General features: G+C 63.0%; 1 protein-coding gene. It reads right to left on the bottom strand.

Going from position 1 to position 1,153, the window contains the following annotated elements; genetic code table 11:
- Window positions 1-186 precede the first annotated feature (186 nt).
- Window positions 187-903: a hypothetical protein gene (locus C0481_RS21830; RefSeq protein WP_293407850.1), complete on the bottom strand. Its 717-nt coding sequence runs from the start codon at window positions 901-903 to the stop codon at window positions 187-189.
- Window positions 904-1,153: the final 250 nt, after the last annotated feature.

Here is a 1,153-nt window from a genome sequence, read left to right as displayed (position 1 = left end):
ACAGGGTGCGCTGTCATGGCGGCTGCGAACGGAAACGTCGCTGGCGCGCCTTCGGCGCAGGCAACGCAAGGTGAAGCCGCTGGACGGACTGGCCGAGACCTACGCCCGCTTCACGGAAGGCTTCGAGACGGCCGACCTGGAGGCTGCCCGCGAAGTGCTGGACAACGCTGCAAAGTAGCCGCTGCCTCAGCCGAACCGGAAGTCGGAAAGGTCGATCGACACCATCAGCGTATCGAGCATCGGCTTCAATTCGTCGCCGCGGAGATAGGCCCTGCGCCGCGTCGGGATCCAGATGCCGTCCACGTTCACGGGGTCGGAGACATACTGCGCCGCCGGAAAACTGCCGGCGATATCGACGTGGTAGTCGTGCCGGCGGATCAGCATGTCCTCGCCGAAATAGAAATCCTGCTCAGAACTGTGGCTGGCGACTTCCGCGGGAAAGGTCGCCCTCAAGCCGCGCCAGGTTTCCGCCCCTTCGCGCCAAGGCTCGATTTCCTCGACCTCGAAACCGTCCATGGAAAGCAGGAACGGTGTGGTGAGGTAGGTCCAGAGCGCATATCCGTTGAAATAAGCGCGATGCAGCGGGTCCCAACTCGTCCGCTGGTCGTGCCGCGCAAATGAAGCGCGGGGATTGGATCGCTCGGCGACCACGCTGCCGTCGGCCGCCAGAATGGCGATGCGATCGGATGTGAAGTCGGTATGCCGGCCAGTTCCGAACGGCGCCACCGAGGCCCATTGCCGATGCAGTTCGACCCGCATTGTTCGCGCAACGGGGTCCTGCGGGACGCCCTTCAGTGCCCACAGGTCGCCGCCGCTGACGATGGTCGCGGTGAGCGCGTGGTGAGATTTCCAGCGGTTCAGGCCTCCATGCGCCTCGATTGCATCGGTGAGCAGCGGAATCATTTCGGGTCCTTTCGGCGTTCGTCCTTGCTGGCACAGACAATCGGGCAAAAGCCTCTAATTGGCCCGTTAGGTGTTGTTAATCGCTGTTGGCGGGCACAGAGGTAACAAAAGCCTTTTGTCTCAAGGCCTTGGCCGACCACCGATGCTCGCGCTTTCGGGCCGACCGATCGGAACCATCGGGTCGCATTGCCGGCGAGCAGTTTCCGCGGCGGCGACGTCGCGTGACAACGTCTAACAACGCTTAACGAGC

The organism is Phenylobacterium sp., assembly GCF_013822795.1.
GTDB lineage: Bacteria > Pseudomonadota > Alphaproteobacteria > Caulobacterales > Caulobacteraceae > Phenylobacterium.
The sequence above is the reverse complement of the archived record's forward strand: the minus strand, read 5'-3'. Positions and strand labels throughout refer to the sequence as shown.

Coding starts and splice junctions, on each gene's coding strand:
- C0481_RS21830 (WP_293407850.1), bottom strand. CDS start 903: ATGATTCCGCTGCTCACCGATGCAATCGAGGCGCATGGAGGCCTGAAC.